Raw genomic sequence first — 17,680 nt, 5'->3', positions numbered from 1 at the left:
ATGGCAGTGGTGGAAGTCCGGCGGGCGCTGATCTCGGTGTCCGACAAGGAAGGTCTGGCCGATCTCGGCGGCCGGCTGGCCAAGGCCGGGGTCGAGCTGGTCTCGACCGGCGGCACGGCGCGCGCGCTGCGCGATGCGGGGCTGGCGGTGCGCGACGTCTCGGATGTGACCGGCTTTCCCGAAATGATGGACGGGCGGGTCAAGACGCTGCATCCGCTAATCCATGGGGGGCTGCTCGCCGTGCGGGACGAGGCGGATCACGCCGCCGCGATGGAGGCGCACGGCATCGGCGCGATCGATCTGGTGGTGGTCAATCTCTACCCGTTCGAAGCCACGGTGGCTGCAGGCGCGGCGCGCGACGAGATTGTCGAGAATATCGATATTGGCGGCCCCAGCATGGTCCGTTCGGCGGCGAAGAACCACCGCTATGTGACGATCGTCACCGATCCGGCCGATTATCCCGCGCTGATCGAGGAACTGGCGGCCAACGATGGCGGCACCAGCCAGGAATTCCGAGCGCGCATGGCGGCCAAGGCGTTCGCCGCGACGGCGGCCTATGATGCGGCGATCAGCCAGTGGTTCGCCTTCGGTGATCGGCAGGAGAAATTTCCCGCCCGCGTCAGCCAGACGCGCGTGCTCGCCGGCCCGCTGCGCTATGGCGAAAACCCGCATCAGGACGCCGCGCTCTATCTGCCTGCCGGGCCGCACACCAACGGCCTGCCGCAAGCCGAGCAGGTCCAGGGCAAGGAACTGAGCTACAACAATTATAACGACGCCAACGCCGCGCTCGAACTGGCGGCGGAGTTTCGCGGGCAGGCGCCGGCGGTCGTAATCGTCAAGCACGCCAATCCCTGCGGCGTGGCGCAGCGCCCCAGCCTGGTCGATGCGTGGCAGGCAGCGCTCGAATGCGACAGCGTATCGGCCTTTGGCGGGATCGTCGCGACCAATGTCCCGCTCGACGGGCCCACCGCCGAGGCGATCTGCGACATCTTTACCGAAGTGGTGGTCGCGCCCGGCGCGGACGCGGCGGCGCGCGCCGCCTTTGCTAAGAAGAAGAACCTGCGCCTGCTCCTCACCAATGGCCTGCCCGATCCGCGCCGGCCGGGGCAGACGCTGGCGGTGATTGCCGGCGGCATCCTGGTGCAGGACCGCGACAATGGCGCGCTCGACCCGGCCGCGCTCAAGGTCGTCACGCAGCGCGCCCCGACCGAGCAGGAGCTGAAAGACTGCCTGTTCGCCTGGACCGTCGCTCGCCACGTCAAGTCGAACGCGATCGTCTATGCCAGGGATGGGGCGACCGCCGGGATCGGCGCGGGCCAGATGAACCGCCGCGATTCGAGCCGGATCGCTGCGCTCAAAGCCGCCGAAGCGGCCGAAAAATATGGCTGGGCGGCCCCGCGCACAAGCGGCAGCGCGGTCGCCTCGGACGCGTTTTTCCCCTTCGCCGACGGGCTGCTCGCCGCCGCCGAAGCGGGTGCGACCGCAGTCATCCAGCCAGGCGGCTCGATCCGCGACGACGAAGTGATCGCCGCCGCCGATGCCGCCGGGCTCGCGATGGTGTTCACCGGGATGCGCCATTTCCGGCACTGATCGGGCCCATGGGGCAGCAGGCCGCCAAGCTGAACCGCAGCCAACCGCGCCGTTCAAACTTTTCTCACGCTTCCCCGGCTAGGCCGGTGGGACACAGAGGCGCTGTGGCGCCACGAGGGAAGGAGATGCGTGATGGGCCTGTTCAAAGCCGATTTCTATCGCAATTTCGCGGCCGGCTTCGCGCTCGGCGCGGCGCTGCTGGCAATGGAGTTCGGCGCGATCCCGCAGGCGCTCGCCGCCACCTTCTAGCGCCGCTGGCCGCGCTCCTGCTGGCCGCTTGCGGCCTGGCGCAGAGCGGCCCGATCATTCGAGATGCGCCCCCCGCCGCGCTCCCATCGGCAGAGCCGGGGCCCGAGGCGGTGGCGATCCTCGCCGGCGGGTGTTTCTGGACGGTTGAGGCGGTGTTCAGCCACGTTCGCGGCGTGAAAGCGGTCGAGGCCGGTTATCACGGCGGCACCACGCGGCAGGCGCGGTATGAGCTGGTCACCAGTGGCCTGACCGACCATGCGGAGGCGGTCCGCATTCTCTATGACCCGGCGGTGGTGCGGTATGACGAGCTGCTGCGCATCTTCATGGGCGCCGCGCACGACCCGGCGCAAATGGGCGGGCAGGGGCCGGATCGGGGTAGCGAATACCGGTCGGCGATCATCCCCGTTACCCCGCATCACGCGCGCATTGCCCAGGCTTATCTCGCCCAGATGGCAGGTTCGACGCCCGCTACCCGGATTGAACCCTACCGCGCGTTCTATCACGCTGAGGCGGCGCATCAAGATTTCGCCCGTCGCCACCCCGCGCATTCCTATGTCCGCAAGGGGGACGCGCCGCGTATCGCCGCGCTCGCCCGGCTTTATCCGCAAGCCTATAGCGGTGGTTGGACCGCGCGCTGAGCGGCGCTATATGGGTCTCATGACCGAGGCAGCCGCGCGCCACGCGCATCACGAGCACTCCGGCGACGAGCTGGTCCTCGCCGCACGCGGCGCGCTCAGTGCGGCCGGCGAACAATGGACCGAAATGCGCGAGAGCGTGTTCCGCGAACTTGCCCGCCACGACCGCCCGGCGTCGGCCTATGACATTGCCGACAACCTCTCGGCTGCGCGCGGCAAGCGGGTGGCGCCCAACAGCGTCTATCGCATCCTCGACCTGTTCGTCGCAGCGAACCTCGCCAACCGAATCGAGAGCGCCAACGCCTATCTTGCCAATAGCCATCCGGGCTGCCGGCACGATTGCATCTTCCTCATCTGCGATGATTGCGGCACCGCCCGCCACCTCGATGACGAGCGCGTGACCGGCGCGCTGCGTGATGCGGGGCACGCCGCCGGCTTTGCCGCTGTGCGGCCGGTGGTGGAACTGCGGGGCCTGTGCGCCGAATGCGCTGTCTGAGCGCGGGCCGGTCGCACACCATCGACAGCGCGCCGCCGCGCGGCTAATCCGGCGGGATGCCTGATACTCCGCTGCTAGACACGATCACCTACCCGCGCGATCTACGCCAATTACAGCCCGGCGACCTCCCGCAACTGGCCGAAGAACTGCGCGCCGAGATGATCGACGCGGTCGGCAGCACCGGCGGACATCTCGGGTCAGGACTGGGCGTCGTCGAACTGACCGTGGCGCTGCACTATGTGTTTGACACGCCGCGCGACAAGATCGTCTGGGATGTCGGCCACCAGGCCTATCCGCACAAGATCATCACCGGCCGCCGCGACCGGATCCGTACGCTGCGCCAGGGCGGCGGGCTGAGCGGTTTTACCAAGCGCAGCGAAAGCGAATACGACCCGTTCGGCGCAGCGCATTCGAGCACGTCGATCTCGGCAGCATTGGGCTTTGCCGTCGCCAACAAGCTCGCCGGGCAGCCGGGCAAGGCGATCGCGGTAATCGGCGACGGCGCGATGAGCGCAGGGATGGCCTATGAAGCGATGAACAATGCCGAGGCCGCGGGCGACCGGCTGGTGGTGATCCTCAACGACAATGATATGTCGATCGCGCCGCCGGTTGGCGGGCTTTCCGCCTATCTCGCGCGGATGGTGTCGAGCAGCGAATATATCGAGCTGCGCACGCTCGCCTCCAAGCTCGCGCGCAAGCTGTCGCGCCGGGTCCATCACGGGCTGGAAAAGGCCGAGGAATATGCCCGCGGCATGGCGACCGGGGGCACGCTGTTCGAAGAACTGGGGTTCTATTATGTCGGGCCGATCGACGGGCATAATCTCGACCATCTGATCCCGGTGCTCGAAAATGTCCGTGACAGCGCGGAAGGGCCGGTGCTGGTCCATGTCGTGACGCATAAGGGCAAGGGCTATGCCCCAGCCGAAAACAGCGCCGACAAATATCACGGGGTGACGAAATTCGACGTCGTCACCGGCGAGCTGACCAAGGGACCGGCCGGGCCACCCTCCTACCAGAACGTGTTCGGCGAAACGCTGGCAAAGCTTGCCGAAACGGACGAGCGGATCGTCGCCATCACCGCCGCCATGCCGAGCGGCACGGGGGTCGACAAATTCGCCAAGGCGCACCCGGCCCGCGCGTTTGACGTCGGCATTGCCGAACAGCACGCGGTGACCTTCGCCGCCGGCCTCGCCGCGCAGGGGATGCGGCCGTTCTGCGCGATCTATTCGACCTTCCTCCAGCGCGCCTTCGACCAGGTGGTCCACGATGTCGCGATCCAGAACCTGCCGGTCCGCTTCGCCATCGACCGCGCCGGGCTGGTCGGCGCCGATGGCTGCACCCATGCCGGCAGTTTCGACATCACCTATCTGGCGACGCTGCCCAACATGGTGGTGATGGCCGCCGCCGACGAGGCCGAGCTGGTCCACATGACCTATACTGCCGCGCTGCACGATGACGGCCCGATCGCCTTCCGCTATCCGCGCGGCAATGGCACCGGCGTGGCGCTGCCCGACCAGCCCGAGCGGCTCGAGATCGGCAAGGGGCGCATCGTGCGCGGCAAGGACGGGGGCGGCAGCAAGATCGCGCTGCTGAGCCTCGGCACGCGGCTGACAGAAGCACTGAAGGCCGCTGACCAGCTCGAAGCCAAGGGGTTGAGCACCACGGTCGCGGACCTGCGCTTTGCCAAGCCGCTCGACAGCGAGTTGATTCGCCGGCTGATCACCACGCACGAGGTGGTGGTAACGCTGGAAGAAGGCGCGATCGGCGGGCTCGGCGCGCACGTCCTGACCATGGCCAGCGACGAGGGGCTGACCGATGCGGGCCTGCGCATCCGCACCATGCGCCTGCCCGACCTGTTCCAGGATCATGACGATCCTGCGAAGCAGTACGACGAAGCCGGCCTCAACGCGCCGCAGATCGTCGATACCGCGCTCAAGGCGCTGCGGCATAATTCTGCCGGGGTCGAAGAAGCGCGGGCCTAGTGGGCCATGGCGATTGGCTGGCTGGGTTGGACGCTGACCATAGTCGCGGCGCTGGGGCTGTTCGCGTGGCAGGCACAGCGTGATTGGCGGGCGACCGCCGCCGAAATCGCAAAGACCCGCCCGAACCTTGATGAAGCGCAGTTCATCGCCGCTTTGGCAGGGTATGCCACGCCCGAAACCGCCCGCTGGCTGCGCGAAGAGCTGGACGTGTTCTTCGATCCGCTGACCCCGCATCCGGACGACCAGTTGCTGGCGCCCGACTTCTGCGATCCTGACGACATCACAGACCTGATCAACAGCTTCATCAGGCAGCACGCGCTCGACCCCGCCAAGGTGGCCGAAGTCCATGCCGCGCCTGACGGCACGTTGAGCGTGCGGCAACTGGCCGGCGCCCTGCAGGCGATGCTGGCGACAAAAACGTGATCGTGCGTCTGGCCGCCCTGGCGCTGGCGTGCGGTGCGCTGCCGGCGGCCGCGCTGGCGCATGCGGCGGCGCAAGGAGAGGCCGCTGTCGATTACCGCGCAGCAGCGCAGGCGCTCGAGCCGCTGATCAACCACCGTTATGCCTACCCGGAACGCCTGCCCGGCGGCCGGTTTGTGTTGAGCGCCACGCTGGCGGCCGAACGCGATGCGGTGCGCGATGGGCGCAGTCTGCTCGCCTTCACCGAACGCGCGCTGATGCTATTGGCTGATCATCATGCGATTACCGGCTCCAGCTTCGCCGACAGTTACGCGCTGGTGCCAAGCTATGCCGATCTGTGGGTTGAACCGCGTGGCGGGGCCTATCGGATCACCGCTGTCCGCCCCGGATCGCCTGCCGCGATGGCCAGTGTGCGCGAAGGGCCGGAGCTGGTGGCTGTCGGCGGGGTGCCCATGGCCGATGCGGTCGCCGCCTTCTGGGGTGGCTTGGGAACCACCGGCAGCGGTGAGCGCGACGGCTTTGCCGCCCGCGTACTCGCCGCCGGCCGGCGTGACCGGGTGCGCGATCTGACCTTCCGCAACCCCGGGGACAAAGCCGTGCGGCGCAGGCTCGTGAGCCTGTATGACCAGCGCGTTGGGACCATGCCGCCGGTCACGTTGCAGAACGCGGCCATCACCCCGGTGATTACCATCAACAATGCGCTAGGCGACGACGCGACCATCGCAGCGTTCGATCAGCCGATGCTGAGCGTGGACCCGGCGGCCCCGATTGAAATCGATCTTACCAACACGCCCGGCGGCGGGAACACGCATGTCGCGCGTGGGATCATGGGGTGGTTCGCAGCTGCGCCGACCCCCTATCAGCGGCACGCGCTGCCAAGTGCGGTGCGGGACACGGGGATTGCCCGCGAATGGCTGGAACTCGTGCTGCCCCGACCCGGCGTGCGCCGCCATAGCGGGCAATTGACCGTGCGCGTCGGCCGCTGGACAGGCAGCATGGGCGAAGGGCTGGCGCTAGGGCTGGGCGAGCTCGGCGCGACTGTTTGCGGGACAAAGATGGCGGGCCTGCTGGGTGCGGTCGAGGATCTGCCGCTCGGAACCGCCGATCTCACCATTAAGCTGCCGGTGGAACGGCTGATGCAGGTGGACGGAACGCCGCGCGAAACCTTTGCCTCGCCCCCTTGCGCCCAACCCCGGCGCTAGCCGAGCCAGCGCCAGATGCCGGCGGGCACCCCGGCGGCGTGGATGTGGGACCAGGTGATGATCCACCATGCCGCCAGCGCGCCGAGCCAGAGGAGCGGATTGAGCTTGAGCAGCGCGCCCCATCGCGGCCAGTAGCTGGTCTTTGCTTCCCACCCTGCCCACGCCGCGCCCATCAGCGTCTCCTTCTTGCGGTCCTGCAAATGCGCGCCGACCAGTGCGAGCAGCAGGATGGCGCCGGCGACGATCAGTGTCCTGACGCTCCACCACAGGACGATATGGCTGATCGCCCACAGCGCGAACCCCCACATCATCGGATGGCGGGTGACGCGGAACACGCCCGCCGGCTCGCGTGCGGCAAGCTGCGCGGCGCCCGGCGCAGGCAGCGCGGGGTTGCCCCGAAACGAGCCGAGCAGCAGCGCCAGCGCGGGCAGGGTGATAATGGTGGCGATGATCCAGCCCAGCTCGCCGCTGCCCGGCAGATCGGCGGTCGGCGCAGCACGGAAGGCGAACGCCATCCATGCAATCGTCGCCAATGCCACCAGTGAATAGAGGATGCGGAAGCCGTTTTCCCCCAGGGCCGAAACCAGCGGTGCTCGCAAAGGGTGTGACAGCGCGAAATGGGAGCCGACAAAAGCGATGCTGGCGGCCAGCAGTGACAGCAGCGGATCACTCATGGCAGGTCACTCCTATCCGGGCGGGTTGATCCCCAGCAACTCGATGGTGAACAGCAAGGTCGCATTGCCCGGGATCGGTCCCTTGCCCAGTGGACCATAGGCGAGGTCGGCCGGGATGACGATCTCGTACCGATCGCCCACCCCCATCTCGGGGATCGCCACTTGCCAGCCCCGGATCAGCCGGGCGAGCGGGAAGGTCGCCGGCTCACCGCGGTCGAGCGAACTGTCGAACACCGTGCCGTCGATGAAGCTGCCTCGGTAATGGACGGTCACCCGGTCAGCCAATGTGGGCCGGGCGCCGCTGCCATCCCCGGCAATCCGCCGCAAGGCGACGCCGTCAGGCAGCACGCGCCATCCCGCTGCCGGATCGAGCCGCGCCAGGGCCGCGCGTTGCGCATTGTGCCAGGCGGTATCATGCACCACCTGCGGCGCCTCTTGTGCGGCCGCTGCAACCGGCCCAGCCAGCACTGCGGCCAGCGCGGCGAGCGCGAAAACGGCCCTACCAGTCATAGGCCTTGGGCAGCCGGCTTTCGTCGAGCGTGCGATAGCGTTCGCGAAGGCGCGTCTGGTGGTTGTCGAGCGGCTGGTCGACCCCGTCGATGAACACCATTTCGGGCGTCGAGCCGGCTTCCAGCGGGTCGCCGCTCCAGATCACCACGTCGCCCGGCGCGCCGGCGCGCAGCGTGCCCGTGCCACTGGCAAGTCCGGCAATCTCGGCCGGGACCGAACTGATCGCAGCGAAGGCCTGCCCCCAACTTAGCCCGCTGGCGCGCGGCATCCGCGTCAGGGCGACGAGGTTGCCGGCAAATTGCGGCAGGTAGCGCGGCTGTTCCATCGCCGCGGCATTGATTGCCACCTTGACCCCGGCGGCGACCAGCCGGCCGATATTGCTCTGGGTCGAACCGATCTGCTCGAAGGAGGAGGGCAGGTCGGTCAGCCCGTTGGCGATCACCGGCACGCCGGCGGCGGCGATCTCCTGCGCGGCGAGCCAGCCCTCGCTCGCCCCGACCAGCACCAGCTTCAGCCGCGGGAATTCGCGCGGGAGGGCGAGCGCGGCGCGGATATCGGCGGCGCGTTCGACGTGGACGTAAAGCGGCTGTTCGCCGCGCACGACCGGAACCAGCGCGGCGGCATCGAAACGGGTCAGCAGCACGTCGCTGGCGCGTTCGCCGGCGGGCGGCACCATCCGGTTGTCGACTACCTGCGGATCGGTCACCCGGCCCGGCTCGCGGCCGCGCATACCGGCGCCGCCAATCGCCTCGCCGCGCCCGTAATCGAGCGCCTCGCGCAGGGCATTGCGGAGCAGCGCATGGGCAGCGACGCGGCTGCCGCCAGCAAGGCGCGCGCCGGTTTCGCCCATTTCGACATATTGGAACGCCCGGCGGCGGACGATCGGATCGGCATCGTCGGCAAGGTCGATCACCGCGCCCTGGCCGGCAAAGATCGAACTGGCGGCAGAGGGGGCGACGACCGCGCGGGTAATCCCCGCGGCGCGGCTGATGGCAATGTGCTGCGAGGCGGGGTTGATCGCCGGGGCAATGTCGAGCGCGGCGCTGAACGGGCTGGACCGGGCGCTGGCGTCGTTGCTGTCCTGCACCCCGCTGACGTCCCACAGGCCGAGCTCGGTGACCGCCGCGACCAGCCCCGGGGTGACCCATTTGCCGGTGCCGTCGATGCTTTCAAGATCGGCCGGGGCAGCCACGCCCGGCCCGGCGGCGACCACGCGGCCGCCGCGCACCACCACCGTCGCGCCGGCAACCGGCTCGCTGCCATCGCCGGTCACGATGGTGGCATTGGTCACGGCAAAGCTCTGCGCGGCGGCCGGCGTGGCCGGCACAGCGAGCGCGAGGCCGAGCAGGGCGGCCTGCGCGGCTGAGCTGAGGCGCGCGCTCATTTCACGTCTCCTTCACCGGGCTGCCCGAGCTCGAAATCGCTCACCGGGCGGCGCTGCGGATCGAAGGCATCGAACAGCAGCGCGCCATCGACCCAGACCTTTTCGGGGCGCGAATAGACCGATAGCGGGTTGCCGTTCCACAGCACCAGATCGGCCATCTTGCCGGCGGCCAGGCTGCCGGTCAGCGTATCGATCCCCATCGCGCGGGCGGCGTTGAGCGTGATCCAGCCGATCACCTGTTCATCGGGGATGGTAATGCTCATCCGGCGCCCGGCGGCCTGCGCCTTGGCCGCTTCCTGGTTCAATCGCTGGATACCGTTGGCATCGTCCGAATGGATCACCACGCAGGCGCCGGCATTGTGCAGCAGCGCGGCGTTTTCGGGAATCCCGTCATAGGATTCCATCTTGAACCCGTACCAGTCGGCCCAGACGGCGGAACAGATGCCGTTCTCGCGCAGCAGATCGGCGATCTTGTACGCTTCGACCGCGTGGTGGAAGGCGGTGACCTTGTAGCCGAATTCGCGCGCCATATCGATCACCAGCGCCATTTCGTCGGCGCGGTAGCAATGGTTCTGGATCAGGATGTCGCCATCAAGGACGCCGGCCAGCGTCTCGTTGGCGAAATCACGTTCGGCGCGGTTGCCATCGGCCCATTTGCGCGCCGCGGCCCAGGTCTGCCGGTTGACCGCGAAATTGCCCATCCGTGTCGAGGGCATCCGCCCCTTGCCGCCATAGACGCGCTTGGGGTTCTCGCCGCAGGCCATCTTGAGGCCATAGGGCGCGCCGGGGAACTTCATCCCCTGCACCGTCCGGCTGGGCACGTTCTTGAGCGTCACCGAGCGGCCGCCCATCAGATTGGCCGAGCCGGGCAGGATCTGCAGCGCGGTGACACCGCCATTGGCGAGCGCGCGGGAAAAGCCTGGGTCTTGCGGCCAGACCGAATGTTCGGCCCACACTTCGGGCGTGGTCGGGTCGGTCGCTTCGTTCCCGTCGGAATGGGCATCGACGCCCGGCGAGGGGTAATCGCCCAGATGCGAGTGGATGTCGATCACGCCGGGGGTGACGAATTTCCCCGTCCCGTCAATCCGCGTGTAGCCCGCCGGAATGGCGAGATCGGGCCCGCCGATGCCGACCACCTTGCCATCGGCGAACAACACCGTGCCATGGTCGATCCGCCCGCCCGCACCGTCATAGACGGTCGCGCCGGTAAGCGCCGTCGGCACGCCGGGATAGGGCCGGTAGGTCGAGGCATAGGGCGTTTCGGGATAAGTGTGGCGGCTGCTGGCCGCCGCCCGTTCGGTTCCGCCGCCATTGCCCGGTGTCGTACACCCGGCAATAGCAAGCGCCGCCACCGCCGCCAGCGCGGCCCCCCGTCCTGTACTCGGCATATTACCTCCGCGGTTCGTCGGTCGGATACATCGTCCCGGCCGGGTGATCGGCGGCCGGGTGGACGCCAGCGGCCTGCGGTTCGCCGATCTCGTGCTGACCGGCGAGGTCATCATCGACCGTATCGTCGCGCAGCGTGTCGAGATGCATCAAGCGCTTGATCAGCGGGCTGATCAGCAGCACCACGATGCCGACTCCGACGGCGACCCAGCCGACCGTGCTGTAGACGTCGAGCACGACCTGCTTGCCGGCTTCCTCGCCCACCCCTTCGGCACCGGTGGCCGAGGCGATCAAACCCGCGGCGAAATTGCCGGTGGCCGAGGCGAAGAACCAGGTACCCATGATCAGCGAGGCCATATGCGCCGGCGCCAGCCGGTTCATGGCCGACAGGCCGACCGGCGACAGGCACAACTCGCCAGTCGTCTGCAGCAGGTAGATGAGGAAGATAAAGATCACCGGGGTCGGCACGTCGATGCCGACCGAATAAGCGCCCCAGACCAGCACCAAGAAGCTGAGGCCGACCTGCACCACGCCGAGGCCGAACTTGAACGGCGCCGAAGGTTCCATGCCCTTGCGGGCGAGCGCCGTCCACAGCGTGGCAAAGAGCGGCGCCAGCAGGATGATGTAGATCGCGTTGATCGACTGAAATGTCGATGCCGGCACGCCGGCGCGGTCAACATGGCGGTCGGTGAACAGGTTGAGCGACGAGCCGGCCTGTTCGAACAGCGCCCAGAAGATGATCGAAGTGATGATGAGGAACAACGCGGCGAAAATCCGGTCGCGATCTTCGGGTGCCAGCTTGGTCACGGCGGTGAAGATCACATAGGCGACCAGCAGGCCGCCAAAGATGCCGAGCAGCCAGCCGACCATCGCCTGGTTCTGGATCAGCACCCAGCAGATTGCGACGAGCCCGAAACCGGCGACATAAAGCCCCCATTCGGTGCCCTTGGAGAGCGGCCGGCTCGGCTCGCCGCGGCCTAGCAGCAGCGGCTTGCCCCAGGTGAACACCGCGAGGCCGAGCAGCATCCCGATCCCCGCGAGGCCGAAGCCATAGGCCCAGCCATAGGTTTCGCCGATATAGCCGCACAGCAGCGAACCGATCGCGGCGCCGAGGTTAATCCCCATGTAGAAGATCGTGTAAGCACCATCCCGGCGCACATCGGTGCGGGGGTACAGCTGGCCGACGATCACCGAGATATTCGCCTTGAGGAAGCCCGAACCGACGATGATCAGCGACAGGGCGAGCCAGAAGATGTTGATCACCGGGTTGTTGGTATGACCGGCCCCGGCATCCCCTTCGAACGCCATGAAGAAATGGCCCAGCGTCAACAGCACCGCGCCATAGGCCACGGCCTTGCGCTGCCCGAGATAACGATCAGCCAGATACCCGCCGATCACCGGGGTGATATAGACCAGCGCCGTATACGCGCCGTAGATAATACCCGATTGCTCGTCGGAATAGAGCCAGTGCTTGGTCAGGTAAAAGATCAGGAGCGCGCGCATCCCGTAATAGGAGAAGCGTTCCCACATTTCCGCGAAAAACAGGACGAACAGTCCCTTGGGGTGCCCCAGAATGGTGCCCCGCGCGTCGCCGCTTTCGGCGTAACCGGTTGCCATGGCTTGTCTTGACCTTCCCTGCATCGGTGCGGCTCGACCCGGCCGCAATCGGCGCAACCTAGCGGCAGATTTGCCCATGTGAAGCATTTGTTGCGGCCGAAACCGGCCTTGCGCCACCCCCCGCCAGTTGCGCGCCGCGCCGTGTTATGGCAGTGCTACACCTGAGATGAGCAGTTCGTCCCGGCCCGTTTATCTGAAACTGCGCGACATGGTTGCCGCCGCGATCATCGACGGCACCTACGCCGAAGGCGCCCTGCTGCCCTCGGTCCGCAGCCTGGCTGCGCAGCAAGGGGCCAATCCACTGACCGTGGCCAAGGCCTATCAGCAGTTTCAGGCCGATGGCCTGGTCGAGGTGCAGCGGGGGATTGGCATCGTGGTCCTGCCCGGAGCCGCCGAGCAGTTGCGCCAGAGCGAGGCGCGGCGCTTTCTCGATGAGGAGTGGCCTGAAATTACCCGGCGGATCAGGCGGCTGAAACTGCTCCCGGAGGACCTGCTGGATGCCGGGCCAAAACTGGTCGAGAATTAACCGAAGTTATATCTGCGATTGCGCCGGCCTCTAAGGTCTGGCACCTAGTGCGTGCCGGGCACAGGTCCAGATCGCAGCGGGCGGCGAGCGCGGTGAAATTTGATGGGCACGGGCTCGGCCTAGGAGACGGTGGAATGATCAGGTCCGAACTGCTGCAGGCGCTGGCGCGGGAAAACCCCGATCTGCGGGCCGACGAGATCGAGCAGGTGGTCGATATCTTCTTCGACGAGATTGCCACGCGGCTGGCCGAAGGCGGGCGGGTCGAACTACGCGGCTTCGGCGCCTTTTCCACCCGCGAGCGCGCCGCGCGCGAGGGGCGCAATCCCCGCACCGGGGCCACCGTCACCGTGCCGGCCAAGCGGGTCCCCTATTTCAAGCCGGGCAAGGAAATGCGCGCGGTGATCAACCCCGGCGCCAAGCCAGCTGCGGGCAAACGCGCCGACTGACCCGTTTGCTCCGCCAGGGGCAACGCGCTACGGCGCCAGCCGTGCGGGCGTGGCGGAATGGTAGACGCCGGGGACTTAAAATCCCCTGAGCCTTGCTCGTGCGGGTTCGAGTCCCGCCGCCCGCACCAGCCGCTCTACGCAATTCCCCCGAGGCGGGCGCCAGCATCGCGCTAACCGTCGCCGCGTACCCCAGCCCTCAGGGGGGCGAGGGCGCCATGGCATTGCTACATCGGGAATTTGGCGAACAACTGGTCAGTTGCCGGGCCGAGCAGCGGGCGATCCCGCGCGCACGGGTGCTGATACGGCCCGCAAAGCTGATGTGCGCGGCGGGCGAATTCGTTGCTGTCATGCGCGACATTTCCGTGCGCGGCGTGCGGCTCAAGACGTTTCACCGGCTGCCCGCGCTCGACGGCGCGCTGCTCGCCTTTACGTCAGGCGATGCGCTGGCGGTCGAACTGGTCTGGGCCAAAGCCGACCAGATCGGCCTGCGCTTCGCCGCCGAATGCAATATCGACCGCGTCATTGCCGGCGATGGCGCACCACCGCCGCGCCCCTTGCGGGTCGACCTCAACTTGCCCGGCCGGCTCGAGATCGCGGTTGGCTTTTTACGGGGACCCGCCGGCGGCCCGCTGAGCGTAGCCATCAGGATCGACAACCTTTCGGGGCAAGGTGCGCGGATCACCAGCCCGGTCGCGCTGGCGCAGGATCAGGCGGTGAGGTTGAGCACGCCGGGGATGGCCCCCATTTGCGCCCATATGCGCTGGCGGCAGGAAAATCGCTATGGTCTCGCTTTCGACGAAACCTTTACGCTCAGCGAGTTTGCCCGCCTGGCGGTGCGACTGCAGGCGCCCGACCTGCTGATCGGGCGCGCTTTGCCGACGGGCTAGAACTGGGTCAGCTCGACCTCGAGTTTGCGGAAGCCATGAACGAAGTTCGCCCGCACGCGCTGGACATCGCCGGCGACATGGACGCGCATCCGCCGCTTGTGCATTTCTTCGAGCAGGACACGCAGCTGCAATTCGGCCAGCCGCGCGCCGACGCAGCGGTGAATACCGTGGCCGAATGACAGGTGCCGGCGGGCGTTCTCGCGAGTGATGTCGAGCTTGTCGGGATTGTCGAACACCGTCTCGTCGCGATTGGCCGAGAGGTACCACAGCACCAGCTTGTCACCAGCCTTGATCTGCTCGCCGAACAGCTCGGTATCCTGATTGGCCGTGCGGCGCATATGCGCCAGCGGGGTCTGATAGCGGATGCATTCCTGCACCGCGTTGGGGATGAGCTCGGGCTGCTTCTCGAACAGTTTGCGCTGGTCGGGGAACTTGTCGAAGGCGTGGATGATCCCGCTCATCGTGTTGCGCGTGGTATCGTTGCCACCGACGATCAGCAGGATCAGATTGCCCATGAATTCCTGCGGGCGCATCTGGTTCATCGCCGGCGAATGGATCATCATCGAAATGAGATCCGGGGTCGGCTCCGCGCCTGAGCGTTCCGCCCACAGCGTCTGGAAATAGGCCGCCATTTCATACAGCACGCCGCGGCGCATCGGGTCCAGTTCGCGGACCATGGCGAGTTCGGTATCGCCCGCCCAGTCGGACCAGAAGGTCAGCAGCCGGCGATCCTCCCACGGGAAGCCGAAAAGGATCGCCAGCATCCCTGTGGTCAGTTCGATCGAGACCTTGTCGACCCAGTCGAACACCTCGCCGTGCGGCAGCGTATCGAGCAATTCGCCCGTGCGCTGGCGGATTTCGGCATCCATCCGCACCATTTCGGCCGGGGTGAAGGCCGGCGCCACGGTCCGCCGCTGGCCGGTGTGCTTGGGCCGGTCCATGGCGATGAACATCGGCAGTTCGAAGCGTTCCTCACCCGGCGCCAGTTCCTCGTCGGGAATGCGGTCGAGGATGGTGATCCCGCCATATTCCCAACTCGACGAAAAGATGTCGGGCAGCGATTCGACGTGCTGCACCGCCTTGTGCGTGACCACGTTCCAGTACGCGCCGACCGGGCTTTCCTTAACGTAGTGCAGCGGCCCCCTGGCGCGCATTTCGGCAAAGATCGGCTGCCAACAATCCTCGGCATAGATGTCGCTGCGGCTGACATCGAACGGGTCGGTATGGACACTGCGCTCCTGCGGATGGCTGGCGAGATGGGTCTCGAGCGCCTCGACCGCGCTGGGCGAGGTGCGGCAGACGGGGCGCTGGGCAAGCTGGGTGGCCATGAACTCTCTCCGGGTCAGCCGCGCCCGGGCGCGGTCTTTATCCGCGCATCCTGCCCTCGCTGACACAAGTGTCAATATAAGGTTGCACTATGCCACCCTTTTTGCGGCGAACCGCTTGCGCCAGCCGCCCGTCGCCGTGGCCCGCTGCGGGCCGGATTTCATCACCCGGCGCCGGAACAGGTTGGCACCCGCGCGGATGAACAGCGCCACCCACAGCGTCTGCCAACCGAGCGCGGCAAGGTGAATCCACAGCGTCGGATCCTGCGCGGCGCGGGCCAGCATCGCGTACGGGGAGGACAGCGGAAAGCCGATCGCCGCCAGTTCGACCGGCGTACCGGGCTGGGCAATCGCGTAGCCGGCAAAGAAGAACACCAGCAATTGCGCCATCGTCACCGGCAGCGACAGCGTCTGCACCTCGCGCACCGTGCTGGCGAGCGACCCGATGGCGAGGAACAGCGAGCCGAGCAGCAAATAGTTCATCGCGAAATAAGCGACGAACAGGATCACGAAGGCCGGCCAGCCCACCGCCGGCGCGGCCAGCGGCGGGAGCGCGTCACCGGCGAGCAGGATGACCCCGCCGAAACACGCGGTCCACACTGCGATGCCGACCAGCGAGACGCCCAGCATGGCAAACAGCTTGCCGAGGAACACCGCATCCATGGGGATCGCAGCGGCGAGGATTTCGATAATCTTGTTGGCCTTTTCCTCGACCAGGTTGGACAGGACCATCCCGGCCAGCATCATCGACAGCAGGAACAGCAATACTTGCGCGCCCTGCGCGGTCAGCAATTGCCGGCGGCTGGTGTCGCTGGCGGTGCTTGCGGTGGGCGCGAGCCTGACATCCCCCGGGGCGGCACGCGCGGCGCCGCTGCGCGCATCGCGCACGGTTAGGGCGACCAGCCCCTGCCAGCGCTCGATGGTCTCGGCCGATCCGGTCAGCACCGGCCGGTCGAGCGTCCCGGTAAGGACGGCGCCCAGATTGTTCTCCTTCTTCGCCAGCAGCGCCTGCGGGCCTTCGCCGGCAGGGGCCGCGCGCATCGGCGGCAGCCGCTCGCCCAGCGGTTCGGCCAGGCGCGTGGCGGCGGCGAGCACCGCGGCGGTATCTGCCGCAGGCATGGCGACCGCGATGGCCGGCCGCTGGACCTGTTCCTGCACTTCTGCGCCGAGCCCGCCGGCAAGCCCGCCGACCAGCAGCGGGAACAGCGGACCGAGCAGGAAGAACAGGAAGGCGCGGCTCAGCAGGATGGCGAGGAAGTCGCGCCGGGCGACGACCCAGGCGGCGCGCCACAGCGGCAGGCGGGCGGTGGCAGCGGCGCTCATCGGGCAGTCTCCGGGCCGTCGGCATTTAGCGCGGCGGCGGCCGCCTCACCGGCGATATGGACGAAGGCGTCGTGCAGGCCCGCGCGCTCGATCGACAGCGACAAGATGCCCGCCTCGCCTTCGATCAGCGCGCGCAGCAGCGGCTCGACCCCGCTATCGGGCAGGGCAAAGCGCCAGAAATGCCCGCCGCCGGCCTTGATGTCGTGATGGGCATCGGCCGGCAGCGCGGCGCGCCAGCGCCCGTCGGGGGCGCGGGTTTCGAGGCTGACCTGTGCCGGGATGCGGTCGCGCGCTTCGTCGACCTGCCCGGCAAAGGGCACCTTGCCGCCGGCGATGATCGCGATGCCCTGGCACAAGCGTTCGGCATGGGCGATTACGTGGGTCGAGAAGATCACCGTGGTGCCATCTTCGGCCAGCCGGCGGATCATCCGTTCGAGCTTGCCCTGATTGATCGCGTCGAGGCCAGAGAACGGCTCGTCCAGCACCACCAGGCGGGGGCGGTGGACAAGCGTGCCGAGCAGCTGGACAGTCTGCGCCATCCCCTTGGACAGCTGGCGGATCTGCCTCTCGGCCGCATGGGCAAGGCCCGCCTCTTCCAGCATCGCCCGCCCGCGCACGCGCCCCTCGGCCAGCGGCAGGCCGCGCAGCGCGCCCATGAAGGCGATCGCCTCGTCCGCGCGCATCGAGGGGTAGAGCCCGCGTTCCTCGGGCAGATAGCCGATCAGCCGGGCGATATCGTGCGGCCGGTCATGGCCGAGCACGCGGCGCAGGCCCGCATCGGGTTCGATGATCCCCAGCAGCATGCGCAAGGTGGTGGTCTTGCCCGCGCCATTGGGGCCAAGGATGCCGTAGATCGCCCCCTCGGGCACGGTCAGATCGACCCCGTCCACCGCCAGCGTCCCGTCGAACCTTTTGACCAGCCCACGCGCCTCGATCGCCGGGGTCCGATCTCCCTGCCCGCTGCTGCTGTTGCCTGGGGTGTATGCTTCGCTTACCGACCCGTCCATCGCCCCTGACTAGGCGCAAGG

Annotated in this window: 17 protein-coding genes and 1 tRNA gene; 10 read left to right on the top strand and 8 right to left on the bottom strand. The window is 67.6% G+C overall.

Translation table 11 applies throughout. The features are described 5' to 3' along the window. From purH to ILT46_RS07075, 6 genes are all read left to right on the top strand, one after another. The gene (gene purH / locus ILT46_RS07100) at positions 1 to 1,590 is read left to right on the top strand and encodes a bifunctional phosphoribosylaminoimidazolecarboxamide formyltransferase/IMP cyclohydrolase (protein ID WP_199503929.1); all 1,590 of its coding nucleotides are present in this window, start codon (positions 1 to 3) and stop codon (positions 1,588 to 1,590) included. Between the two features lie 359 nt (positions 1,591 to 1,949). Beyond that, positions 1,950 to 2,477, top strand: a complete 528-nt coding sequence (gene msrA, locus ILT46_RS07095; protein WP_370592371.1) for a peptide-methionine (S)-S-oxide reductase MsrA — start codon at positions 1,950 to 1,952, stop codon at positions 2,475 to 2,477. 10 nt (positions 2,478 to 2,487) lie between these two features. Beyond that, on the top strand, positions 2,488 to 2,970 hold the full coding sequence (locus ILT46_RS07090) for a Fur family transcriptional regulator (RefSeq protein WP_199503927.1): 483 nt from the start codon (positions 2,488 to 2,490) through the stop codon (positions 2,968 to 2,970). A 56-nt stretch (positions 2,971 to 3,026) separates the two neighbouring features. Then, entirely contained in the window at positions 3,027 to 4,952 is a 1,926-nt protein-coding gene (dxs, locus tag ILT46_RS07085; protein ID WP_199503926.1) for a 1-deoxy-D-xylulose-5-phosphate synthase, read from the top strand. Between the two features lie 6 nt (positions 4,953 to 4,958). Next, a complete protein-coding gene (locus tag ILT46_RS07080) occupies positions 4,959 to 5,375 on the top strand; it encodes a hypothetical protein (protein ID WP_199503925.1) in 417 nt (138 codons plus the stop codon). A gap of 2 nt (positions 5,376 to 5,377) precedes the next feature. Then, positions 5,378 to 6,574, top strand: coding sequence for a hypothetical protein (locus tag ILT46_RS07075; protein ID WP_199503924.1), 1,197 nt, complete (start codon positions 5,378 to 5,380; stop codon positions 6,572 to 6,574). On the opposite strand, the gene ILT46_RS07070 is transcribed toward ILT46_RS07075, so the two are convergent. Genes ILT46_RS07070 through ILT46_RS07050 form a run of 5 tightly spaced genes read right to left on the bottom strand, consistent with a single transcriptional unit; the run spans position 6,571 to position 12,145 of the window. Continuing rightward, the gene (locus tag ILT46_RS07070; RefSeq protein ID WP_199503923.1) at positions 6,571 to 7,248 is read right to left on the bottom strand and encodes an NnrU family protein; all 678 of its coding nucleotides are present in this window, start codon (positions 7,246 to 7,248) and stop codon (positions 6,571 to 6,573) included. The two genes, ILT46_RS07075 and ILT46_RS07070, sit on opposite strands and share 4 nt — an antisense overlap. A 12-nt stretch (positions 7,249 to 7,260) precedes the next feature. Continuing rightward, positions 7,261 to 7,758 (bottom strand): FKBP-type peptidyl-prolyl cis-trans isomerase, encoded by a 498-nt coding sequence (locus ILT46_RS07065; RefSeq protein WP_199503922.1) that lies wholly within the window; start codon positions 7,756 to 7,758, stop codon positions 7,261 to 7,263. Further along, positions 7,748 to 9,142, bottom strand: a complete 1,395-nt coding sequence (locus ILT46_RS07060; RefSeq protein ID WP_199503921.1) for an amidohydrolase family protein — start codon at positions 9,140 to 9,142, stop codon at positions 7,748 to 7,750. Before ILT46_RS07060 ends, ILT46_RS07065 begins: the two co-directional genes overlap by 11 nt. After that, a complete protein-coding gene (locus ILT46_RS07055) occupies positions 9,139 to 10,530 on the bottom strand; it encodes an amidohydrolase (RefSeq protein ID WP_199503920.1) in 1,392 nt (463 codons plus the stop codon). The genes ILT46_RS07060 and ILT46_RS07055 overlap by 4 nt, the downstream gene beginning before the upstream one ends. A 1-nt stretch (position 10,531) precedes the next feature. Then, on the bottom strand, positions 10,532 to 12,145 hold the full coding sequence (locus ILT46_RS07050; protein WP_199503919.1) for a peptide MFS transporter: 1,614 nt from the start codon (positions 12,143 to 12,145) through the stop codon (positions 10,532 to 10,534). 166 nt (positions 12,146 to 12,311) lie between these two features. Between ILT46_RS07050 and ILT46_RS07045 the strand changes: the two genes are divergently transcribed. From ILT46_RS07045 to ILT46_RS07030, 4 genes are all read left to right on the top strand, one after another. Next, a complete protein-coding gene (locus ILT46_RS07045; RefSeq protein ID WP_199503918.1) occupies positions 12,312 to 12,671 on the top strand; it encodes a GntR family transcriptional regulator in 360 nt (119 codons plus the stop codon). Between the two features lie 134 nt (positions 12,672 to 12,805). Then, complete coding sequence (locus tag ILT46_RS07040; protein WP_199503917.1) at positions 12,806 to 13,117, top strand: integration host factor subunit beta; 312 nt, start codon at positions 12,806 to 12,808, stop codon at positions 13,115 to 13,117. Positions 13,118 to 13,160: 43 nt separating this feature from the next. Beyond that, positions 13,161 to 13,245: transfer RNA gene (locus ILT46_RS07035), tRNA-Leu, on the top strand. Between the two features lie 87 nt (positions 13,246 to 13,332). Further along, entirely contained in the window at positions 13,333 to 14,004 is a 672-nt protein-coding gene (locus ILT46_RS07030) for a PilZ domain-containing protein (protein ID WP_199503916.1), read from the top strand. On the opposite strand, the gene ILT46_RS07025 is transcribed toward ILT46_RS07030, so the two are convergent. From ILT46_RS07025 to ILT46_RS07015, 3 genes are all read right to left on the bottom strand, one after another. Then, positions 14,001 to 15,332, bottom strand: a complete 1,332-nt coding sequence (locus ILT46_RS07025; RefSeq protein WP_199503915.1) for a cytochrome P450 — start codon at positions 15,330 to 15,332, stop codon at positions 14,001 to 14,003. The two genes, ILT46_RS07030 and ILT46_RS07025, sit on opposite strands and share 4 nt — an antisense overlap. Positions 15,333 to 15,419: 87 nt before the next feature. After that, positions 15,420 to 16,652 (bottom strand): ABC transporter permease, encoded by a 1,233-nt coding sequence (locus ILT46_RS07020; protein WP_199503914.1) that lies wholly within the window; start codon positions 16,650 to 16,652, stop codon positions 15,420 to 15,422. Then, positions 16,649 to 17,659: an ABC transporter ATP-binding protein gene (locus ILT46_RS07015; RefSeq protein WP_199503913.1), complete on the bottom strand. Its 1,011-nt coding sequence runs from the start codon at positions 17,657 to 17,659 to the stop codon at positions 16,649 to 16,651. The genes ILT46_RS07020 and ILT46_RS07015 overlap by 4 nt, the downstream gene beginning before the upstream one ends. Positions 17,660 to 17,680: the final 21 nt, after the last annotated feature.

Source organism: Qipengyuania sp. YIM B01966, from assembly GCF_016461955.1.
Classification (GTDB): Bacteria; Pseudomonadota; Alphaproteobacteria; order Sphingomonadales; family Sphingomonadaceae; genus QFOP01.
This window is presented reverse-complemented; position numbering and strand designations above follow the sequence as displayed.